6 protein-coding genes and 1 pseudogene are annotated in these 9,789 nt (G+C 69.0%); 5 read left to right on the forward strand and 2 right to left on the reverse strand.

The features are described from left to right. Window positions 1-61: 61 nt before the first annotated feature. The 5 genes from DJ81_RS09080 to DJ81_RS09100 all read left to right on the forward strand — a co-directional run bounded on the left by DJ81_RS09080 (window position 62) and on the right by DJ81_RS09100 (window position 7,036). Window positions 62-787 carry a helix-turn-helix domain-containing protein gene (locus DJ81_RS09080; RefSeq protein ID WP_241881355.1) on the forward strand — a complete coding sequence of 242 codons (726 nt, stop codon included), beginning with the start codon at window positions 62-64 and terminating at the stop codon, window positions 785-787. 258 nt (window positions 788-1,045) lie between these two features. Beyond that, window positions 1,046-3,016, forward strand: a complete 1,971-nt coding sequence (locus tag DJ81_RS09085) for an ABC transporter substrate-binding protein (protein WP_094589383.1) — start codon at window positions 1,046-1,048, stop codon at window positions 3,014-3,016. A gap of 14 nt (window positions 3,017-3,030) precedes the next feature. After that, on the forward strand, window positions 3,031-4,014 hold the full coding sequence (locus DJ81_RS09090) for an ABC transporter permease (protein WP_094528011.1): 984 nt from the start codon (window positions 3,031-3,033) through the stop codon (window positions 4,012-4,014). Continuing rightward, on the forward strand, window positions 4,014-4,934 hold the full coding sequence (locus DJ81_RS09095; RefSeq protein ID WP_094528012.1) for an ABC transporter permease: 921 nt from the start codon (window positions 4,014-4,016) through the stop codon (window positions 4,932-4,934). The genes DJ81_RS09090 and DJ81_RS09095 overlap by 1 nt, the downstream gene beginning before the upstream one ends. Then, entirely contained in the window at window positions 4,931-7,036 is a 2,106-nt protein-coding gene (locus DJ81_RS09100; RefSeq protein WP_094523168.1) for an ABC transporter ATP-binding protein, read from the forward strand. The genes DJ81_RS09095 and DJ81_RS09100 overlap by 4 nt, the downstream gene beginning before the upstream one ends. Here the strand turns inward: DJ81_RS09100 and DJ81_RS09105 are convergent. Together DJ81_RS09105 and DJ81_RS19185 are read right to left on the reverse strand one after the other, a co-directional pair. Further along, window positions 7,033-9,234 carry an acetate--CoA ligase family protein gene (locus DJ81_RS09105; RefSeq protein ID WP_094589385.1) on the reverse strand — a complete coding sequence of 734 codons (2,202 nt, stop codon included), beginning with the start codon at window positions 9,232-9,234 and terminating at the stop codon, window positions 7,033-7,035. The two genes, DJ81_RS09100 and DJ81_RS09105, sit on opposite strands and share 4 nt — an antisense overlap. A gap of 143 nt (window positions 9,235-9,377) precedes the next feature. Continuing rightward, window positions 9,378-9,521: pseudogene (locus DJ81_RS19185) on the reverse strand (MFS transporter); the annotation flags it as partial. Window positions 9,522-9,789 lie beyond the last annotated feature (268 nt).

Genomic DNA, 9,789 nt, shown 5'->3' on the forward strand with positions numbered 1-9,789 from the left:
GCAGTGCATGACAAGTAAAAGATTAAATATGTTACGTAGCTATTAACCGGTAGGCGGTGAGGTGATCAGCATCCTTCGTATCGAGTTCCAGACGTCGCTGTCGGGGGTCGTCGGCGAGATAACCGACCGGGTTCCAGCGGCGCGTTCGATCACGTTCGAGAACGCGTTCTACGCGGACGACGGCGACTGGATCGAGTCGCTACTCGTCACGTCCGAGTCGCCGTTCGACCCCGAATCGGTGTTGACGGACCTCTCTCGCGTCGAACTGTTCCACCACGAGCAGGTGGTGGGCGACTCGAACGAGCCGACATATCGGTTGACGGTCGTCGCTCACGAACCGTATCCGTTCCTGCTCGGCGTCATACTGCGTGAGAGTGCGATTCCGAACCGGCTGGAGCTCCGAAACGGCTACTTCCGAGGGGTGGTCACCGTCAACGAGTGGGAGTCGTTCCGAGCGCTCGCGGACAGGATTCAGGACCGGTTCGGTCGGTTCGAGCTCTTGAGCGTGAACCAGGTCGAGACGACGGGTGAACCGCTCGGAAGCGGACAGCTCGGACGAGCGCTGCGTAACGAACTCTCGCCCGAGCAGGTGACCGTGCTGCGGACCGCCCATCGGATGGGGTACTTCGACGTTCCGCGACGTGTGTCGGCGGACGACATCGCCTCCGAGCTCGACATCGCTCAGTCGACGCTCAGCGAACGACTGCGACTCGCCGAGAAGCGGCTCTTCGACCTCGTCTTCTCGGCCGCCGGCGACTCCTCCTCCGACGGCGCCCCCGGCGAATGAACGCGCGGTCCCTTTCCCTTCTCGCTCTCCACCCCGAAGCAGAGCGGATCGCCGCCCGCGGCCCGCCGAGGGCCCACGCGCCGGTCTCGGTGGAGCACTCGCGAGGGGTCCCGCGTCGAGAGCTGAGCGCTCCCGGTCGGAACGGCCGACTGGAGCGCCCCGCTCGGTCTCGCCGCCGATAACCCTCATAAAGAATGATGATTATTGGCCGGTATCGGGAGTAGGTACAACCAATCGACGGCGATACGTGTGACCGGGATGTCACAAGATACCACATTCGAGATCGAGACGGGCACGAAATCACGGCGACGGTTCATCCAGATCGCGGGCGCGACGGGGATGGCGGGGGTGGCCGGTTGCGGCGGTCTCGGCGGAGACGACGGCGGCGACGGCGGGAACGGAACCGACGGCGACGACATGGACGGCGACGGCGGCGACGGCACGGACGGCGGCGAGGCCCAGTCGATCGAGACGCGGTTCTGGGAGGAGTGGCCGGTCGACACGAAGGGGTCCGACGTCAACGACGAGGCGATCCAGTTCGAGTACACCGCCGTCGAGGGGCAGGCCGTCCCGGCGGTGGACACGCACTTCGCGCAGGCCGAGACCCCGTGGATGCGGGAGTTCGCGCTCCTCGTCCAGCAGTCGTTGAACGACATCGGCGTCGGCGTCAACCTGATCAACGTCCAGCCGAGCACCCGCTACGGCGAGTTCTGGCGGGCCGACGTGGGCCATCCGGTGCCGATAACGATGAACCTCCACGGACCGGACCCGCAGCGCGGGCTCGACCCGAACCCGTTCCTGATGCGGGCGCACCCTGAGACGGGCGGGAACTACTACAACTACAAGAACGACGAGGTCACGGAGCTCCTCGACGAACAGGCGTCGACGATCGGCGACATGCAGGCCCGCGCCGAGATCTGCCACGAGGTCCAGCGCCTGCTCAGCGAGGACGCCTACGTCATCGCGGCGAACTTCCCGGAGGTCATCACGGTGGCCGACACCGCCGACTGGGAGGGGTACGTCCCGACGCCCGGCAACGGAACCACGCGGGACTCGTTCATCTGGACGCAGGTCAACCTCCAGCCGCAGGGCGACTCGACGACCTGGGTGAAGGGCGTCACATCCGGCATGCAGGGGACGAACCTCCCGTTCTCCAGCGGTGGCCAGGAGGAGAAACGACTCCTGAACGTCTACGACGGGCTCTTCGACGCCTCCCCGCAGCTCGAGATCGTCCCCGCGCTGGCGACGAACGCCGACGTCGTCGACGACACGACGATCGAGATGGACCTCAGAGAGGGCGTCGAGTGGCACGACGGCGAATCGTTCGGCCCGAGCGACGTCAAGTTCAGCGTCGAGTACTACCAGGAGAACAGCGCGCCCCAGCAGGCCGCGTTCACCCGGACGATAGACTCCGTCGAAGTGCTCTCGGAGACCGGCGGCGGCCGCGTCAGGTTCACCCTCATCGAGCCGGACGCCGCGTTCCTCACCCAGCGGGTCGTCCGCAGCGCTATCATCCCGGAGCACCGCTGGTCGGACGTCGACAGCCCCAGCGAGCACAACCCCGATACTCCGGTCGGAACCGGCCCGTTCTCGTTCGTCAACTGGGAGCAGGGGGCGGAGCTCCGCTTAGAGAAACACGAGAACAACTGGATGTGGGACGACGACGTCCGCGAGGAGCTGCTCGGGGAGTACTTCGTTCCCGGCGACGGGATCGACGAGATGGTCCACGCCAACGTCGGGAACGTCTCCACGCTCATCGGCGCGATGCAGTCCGGCGACATCGACGCCATCGGCACGACCGTCTCGAACCAGCAGGCCGACCGCGCGGCGAGCGCGAGCGGCGTCGAGAAACAGACCTCGCGGAACTACGTCCCAACGGACGTCCACCTCAGCCACCTCGTTCCGCTCTTCCGGGACAAGACGTTCCGCGTCGCGCTGAGCCACGCCTTCGACAAGGAGGGATTCGTCGAGAACACCCTCGGCGGCCGCGGCGAGGCGATCGACGGGCAGAACCTGATCACCCCGCTCCTGACCCCGTTCCACGGAGAGACCGAGCCGTACGAGTACGACGTCGAGGCCGCTCGCACGATGCTTCGGGAGGCCGGATACACCTACGACGGCGAAGGCACCCTCGTCTGGCCCGAGGGCGACGCATGGGACGCCTTCGCCGAGCGCGTCGAGAACGGGCACGCGTCCCGCGCCGACCTCGACCAGCCCGACTTCTCGTAACCGGGGGGACTCACATGAGCTTTCGACGATTTCTGATAAAGCGGACGGTCATCGCAGCGTTGCTGACGCTGATCGCCGTCAGCATCATCTTCGCCACGCTCCGTCTGCTACCCGCCGACCCGTTCAGCGCGCTCGTCGCCTCGGGGTCGTTGACGCCGGAGGAGGTCGAGCAGGTACGGGCGATGTACGGGCTCGACGACCCGATATACGTCCAGTACCTCAGGTACGTCGAGAACTTGTTCACCTTCGAGTTCGGGATCTCGCTCACCCAGCAGCGACCGGTCGGCGAGATCATCGTTCCCGCGCTCGTCAACACGCTGGTGCTCCTGTTGCCCGCGCTCGTCGTGACGGCGATTCTCAGTTCCCTCGCCGGGATGTACGCCGGCTGGAACCGGGGGTCGTGGTTCGAGCAGTCGAGCATCGTCGCGACCACCGTCTTCCGCGCCACGCCGATCTTCGTGACCGGTATCTTCCTGCTCATCATCTTCTCGTACGGGCTGGGCTGGCTGCCCGCGTTCGGGATGCGAAGCCCGCTGGCCAATCCGCAGGGATACGTCGCGACGTACGCCTCCGTGGACTTCCTGCGGCACTACATCCTTCCGTTCACCGCGACGGTGCTGTTCTACAGCGGCGACTTCCTGATGCTCGCGCGCAACTCGGTCGTCGAGCGGAAGGGGTCGGAGTTCCTCATGCTCCACCGCGCGAAGGGGCTCTCGGAGATGGAGCAGCTGGGCCGCGCGGGCCGGAACTCGCTGCTCCCGCTCGTCACCTACTTCGCGCTTCGGACGGGGATGCTGTTCCAGGGCGTGATCACGCTGGAGGTGGTGTTCGCGTGGCCGGGGATCGGTCGCGCGCTCGTCCAGGCGATCCTCAATCAGGACTACCCGACCGTCCAGGCGGCGGTGTTCATCATGGCGCTCGCGGTCATCGTGATGAACCTCACCGCCGACCTGGCGTACGCGAAACTGGACCCGACGGTCGAAACGGGTGACGTCTGATGTCGGGATACGGCTTCGACACCGAGACGGCGAGGGAACGGATCCGGTCCGAACTCGAACGCGCGTGGCGCACGCTGCGATACGTGCTGCGGGACAACGCGGCGAAGGCCGGCTTCGCGGTCATCGTCGCGTTCGGGTTCCTGGGCGTCTTCGGTCCGTACCTGGCCCCGTATCACCCGATCGAGGACACGCTCCGGCAGGGCGGGTCGATGATGCGGCTCCAGGCGCCCGGCGGGAAGGCCCTGTTCGGCACGACGTCGTTCGGGAAGGACGTGTTGAGCCAGTTCCTCGCCGGCGCGCGGCCGACGCTGATCGTCGGCCTGTTCGGCGGCGTCGGGACGGGCGTTCTCGGCTTCCTCGTCGGGCTCACGAGCGGCTACTTCGGCGGCCGAGTCGACGAGTTCCTGATGCGGCTCACCGACCTCACGTTCGCGCTCCCGTTCCTGCCGATGGCGCTGGTGATCCTCTCGTTCGTGACGCCGAGCGTCTGGCTCATCACCGCCGTGCTCGTCGTCTTCCTGTGGAAGATGCCGGCGCGGGTCATCCGCTCGGAGGTGATGACGGTCAAGGAGCGGACGTTCGTCAAGTCGGCACGCGCCAGGGGCGCCGGCCACGCGCGGACGATGTTCCTCCACGTGGCGCCGAACGTCCTCGGGATCGGGTTCCTCTACACCGCCTACGCCGTCGGCTGGTCGATCGTCGCCGGGGCGTCGCTCGCGTTCCTCGGCTTCGGCGACCCGACGACGACCTCCTGGGGCCGGATGCTCCAGCAGGTGTTCCGGTCGGGCGCGATCCGCACCGCGTGGTGGTGGGTGTTGCCGCCGGCGATCGGCATCGGCGCGGTCACGACGGGCGTCTTCCTGGTCGGGCGGGCGTTCGAGGAGATAGTCAACCCCGACTTACAGACGGAGCAAGAATGAGTCTACTCGAAGTCGACGACGTGAAGATCGCGTATCGGATGCCCGGCGACGACGTCCACGCGGTCAACGGCGTCTCCTTCTCGATCGACGAGGGGGACAACTACGGGCTCGTCGGCGAGTCCGGCTGCGGGAAGTCGACGCTCGCGAAGTCCGTCCTCGGGCTGCTTGACGACAACGGCGAGGTCCGCCGAGGGAGCGTCCGGTTCGACGGGCGGGACCTGCTCGACCTCTCAGAGCGGGAGTGGCAGTCGGTCCGCTGGGAGGACATCGCCTACATCCCGCAGAGCGCGATGGACTCGCTGGACCCGGTGATGACCGTCGGCGCGCAGATCCGACAGGCGATCCGCAAACACCGGGACGTCTCGAAGGCGACGGCGAACGAGCGCGTCGCCGAGGTGTTCGAGATGGTCGGGCTCGACCCCGACCGGACCGGGAACTACCCCCACCAGTTCTCCGGCGGGATGCGCCAGCGCGTCACCATCGCGATGGCGCTCGCGCTGGACCCCGACCTCCTCATCGCCGACGAGCCGACCACCGGGCTGGACGTCATCGTCCAGGACAAGATCGTCGATAAGCTCATCGAGATCCAAGAGGAGATCGGCAGCTCCCTGCTCCTGATCACCCACGACGTCGGCGTCGTCGCCGAGACCTGCGACGAGACGTCGGTGCTGTACGGCGGGAAGGTGATGGAGCAGGGCGACACGGACCGGATCTTCGGGGCGCCGACCAACCCGTACACGATCGGGCTGAAGAACGCCTTCCCGGAGGTCGACCAGTTCGACGAGCAGGCCATCTCCATCCCCGGCTCGCTCCCGGACCTCACCCGCGAGCCGACCGGGTGCGTGTTCCGCAACCGGTGTCCGTTCGCCACCGAGGAGTGCGAGGGGAGTCACCCGGCGCTGGTCGAGGTCGACGGACGGCTCTCCGCCTGCCACTACACCGACCGGGCGGACGAGATGCGGGCGGAGGCCGCCGACCCCGCCACGTGGGGGATCGACGTCCGCGACGAGGGCGACCGGACGGCGGGCGTCGGCAACGCCATCCTCGAGACGCGGGACCTCGAGAAGTGGTTCCGACAGCCACAGGGCATCCTCGACGACCTGCGCGGGGTCGACCCCGACTACGTCAAGGCCGTCAACGGCGTCGACCTCTCCGTCCGCGAGGGCGAGATCGTCGGTGTCGCCGGCGAGTCCGGCTGCGGGAAGTCGACGCTGGCGGAGGTGATCGCCGCGCTCCAGGACCGCACCGGCGGCGAGATCCTGATCGAGGGGACGCCCGTCGACGAGCTCCTCGGCGAGGACACCAAGGAGTTCCGCTCGCGGGTGCAGTTCATCTTCCAAGACCCGTTCGACTCGCTGAATCCCCGCCAGCGGGTTCGCGCCGCGGTGTCTGAGCCCCTGAAGATCCAGGGCCACGACGCCGAGACGATCGACCGCCGCGTCAGGCGGACCGTCGAGGACGTCGGGCTCCGCCCGGCCGAGAAGTACCTCGACCAGCTCCCGACCCAGCTGTCCGGCGGGGAGCGGCAGCGCGTCGCGATCGCGCAGGCGCTCGTCCTCGACCCGACGCTGCTCATCTGCGACGAGCCGGCGTCGATGCTCGACGTCTCGCTGAAGGCCAACATCCTCAACATCCTCAGGGAGAAGGCCGACGAGCGCGACATCGGCATCGTCTACATCTCGCACGACCTCGCGAGCCTCACGCAGATCGCCGACCGGCTGGCCGTGATGTACCTCGGTCGGATCGCCGAGGTCGGGGCCACGGAGGACGTCGTCACGGCGCCGAAACACCCCTACACGGCGTCGCTGCTGGCGGCCTCGCCGAAGACCGATCCCGCCGTCGACAGGCGGCGGGTGCTGTTGCCGGGGGAACCGCCGAACCCGGTCGACCTCCCCGGCGGGTGTAACTTCGCCCCGCGGTGTCCGAAGGCCGAAGAGACGTGTCGCGGCGAGGAGCCGGAGCGGTCGGCGTTCGCGGACGACGGCCACGAGGCCGCCTGCTACTTCCCGGTGGAGGACGTCGAGACCGAGCTGTTGGAGCGCTACGCCGCGGCCCGCGAGGAGGAGGTCGGCGAGGTCGTCGAGGACGGGCCGACGCTCTAGCCCGTCGGTCCCGTCCGGACCAGCGCGTCGACGGCCACCGGGCCGTCGGCAGTGACGACGACCGGGTTGAGGTCGAGCTCGGCGACCGCGTCGACCGCGGCCGCGAGGTCCCCGACGTTCGCGACCAGGTCGACGAACGCGTCGACGTCGAGCGGCTCGCTCCCGCGGCGATCGGTCAGCAGGTCCGCGAGCGCCGTGGCCTCGACGGCGCGGCGCGCGTCGCCCCGGGAGAACGGCGGGACGAGGGTCGCGGTCTCGTCGAGCGCCTCCACGAGGACCCCGCCCGGACCGACGGTGACCACCGATCCGAACACGTCGCCGGACCCGACGCCGAGGATGGCCTCGACGCCGTCCCCCACCATCGGCTGGACGAGCACGCCGGCGACGTCGTCCGCGTCGACGCGCGCCAGCGCGGCGTCCGTCACGTCCGCGTACGCCTCCCGGACCGCCGCGGGCGAGTCGAGCCCGAGCGCGACTGCCCCGGCGTCGGTCCGGTGGGGGAGCGCCGGCGAGTCGACCTTACAGACGACCGGGAAGCCGACGTCGCGGGCGGCCGCGACGGCTTCCTCGACGTCGGTCGCCACCCGCGTCTCGACGACCGGGACGTCGTACGCGGCGAGCAGGGGCTCGGCCTCCGCCCACGTCAACACGCGTCCCCGCGGGAGCTCCGAGTCGGGGGCGCCGGCGCCGCCGTGCGCGTCGACACCGCCGGGCACGTCGAGCGCGCTCGCGAGGGCTTCCCGAGACGGCCGCTCGCTCACCCGAGCGCGGTCGGCGGCGTACTCGACCGTCGAGGCGACCGCGTCCAGACAGCGTCCCGGGTCCTCGTACACCGGCACGGACGCCCGCAGGCGAGCGTACGGCGGCGTCTCCGTCGGATCGTCCGGCGTCTTCCGTCCGGTCCAGAGGACGTACACCGGGTCGTCGGCGTCGTCGACGATCGCCTCGAGGTCCGCGGCGATCGTCTCCGCGCGCCCGTCGACGCCCGACAGCCCGATCGCGAACACGTAGGCGTCGAAGGCGTCGTCGGCCAGCACCGCGTCGGCGATCTCGGGGAGCACCGCCGCGCCGTACCCCCTGATGTCGGCCGGGTTGTTGAAGCCGCCGTACGTCAGGAGCTCCTCGATCCCGAGCAGCGTCGCCTCGGTCTCGCCGTCGACGTCGGGCAGCGACAGGTCGCGTTCGGCCGCCATGTCCGCGAGCAGGCTCGCGAGACCCCCGCTGGTCGAGGCGACGCAGACGCGGTCGCCGTCCGGCGTCCCGTACGAGGCGTGCGCGCTCGCTCGCGAGAGCAGGTCCGGGACGTCCGGGACCCGCTGTACGCCCGTCTGGTCGAAGGCGGCGTCCCAGGCGTCGTCGCTCCCGGTGAGCGATCCCGTGTGCGACAGCGTCGCCGCCTCCGCGAGCTCCGACCGCCCGACCTTCACCGTCAGCACCGGCGTCCCGTTCCGGACGGCGCGTTCGGTGACCCGCATGAACCGCTCCGGCTCGTCGACCCCCTCGACGTAGGCGCACACCACGTCGACGGTCTCCCGCGTCGAGAGGTACGCCACGTAGTCCGTCAGCGTCAGGTCGGCCTCGTTGCCCGTCGAGACGACGTGGCTGAAGTGGCGGTCCCGGTCGGCCGCCCGCTCGAAGAACGTAGTGAACGCCAGCGCGCCGGACTGGCTGACGAGGGCGATGCGGCCCGGCTCGGGGGCGCGCGAACACGTCGACGTGAGCGTCGCCCCGCGGGCGGCCATCACGCCGATGCAGTTCGGTCCGACGACGCGGATCCCGAGGTCGGCGGCGACCTCGGCCAGCCGCGCTTCGAGCTCCGCCCCCTCCTCGTCGGCCTCCGAGAACCCGGCGGAGAGCACGAGCGCGACCGGAACCCCTCGTTCGCCGGCCGCGGCGACGACGTCCACGACGTGCTCTCGCGGGACGCTCACCACCGCCAGATCGACGGTCTCGGGCACCCCGGAGACGCGGTCGTAACACCGGCGGCCCCAGACTTCCTCCCGGTTCGGGTTGACCGGGTAGAGCGCGCCCTCGTACCCGTATTCGAGGAGGTTGTTCACGAGGTTCCCCGAGTAAAACGAGTCGGGGCTGGCGCCCACGACCGCCACCGACTCGGGATCGAAGAGCGGGTCCAGCTCTGGGGCTGTGGGCGTCGCCTCGGCTGTCGACGGCGCGGTCGGAGCGTCGTCTCGTGGCATACGCGCCGGTTCCGCGGGGAGCCGCCTGTACCTGTGCCCGAACGGGCGCAATACACATCGCGTTTTATCACGGAGGCGGCCCGGATCGGCGACGGTCCGCTCGGCCGCGTCCCCTACTCGACCCGCCAGAGGGCGACCGAGATCGCCGTCGAGACGCCGTACACGCCGCCGATCCGCTCGAAGAGCGGCGGGAACGCGAACCGGACGAACTTCCCGAGGAACCACAGCGTCGACGTGAGAACGACCGCGTCGAACCGGCCCAGCCGGCCGAGCGCCGATCGGTCCACGCCTCGTCACCACCCTCGACCGCCGGATCCGACCTTCATCCCGACCGCCCCACGACCGACCGCCGCACGGCCGGCCGAGAGCCGTCGATCTCTCTCTGCCTCGCTCGGACGCGCCAACGTCGCTCGCTCGACGGCCATCGTGGCGGCCGGTTCGACGGTGTTCAGATACGGATTGAAAAGTGAAGCGGTGCGTTTGAAAAGTGATCTATGCCCGAAAACGACCGCCTCAGCGGCCGTTTAGACGAGATTGCTCTGTTGAATCCGCAGA

It is taken from the genome of Halorubrum sp. Hd13 (assembly GCF_002252755.1).
GTDB lineage: Archaea > Halobacteriota > Halobacteria > Halobacteriales > Haloferacaceae > Halorubrum.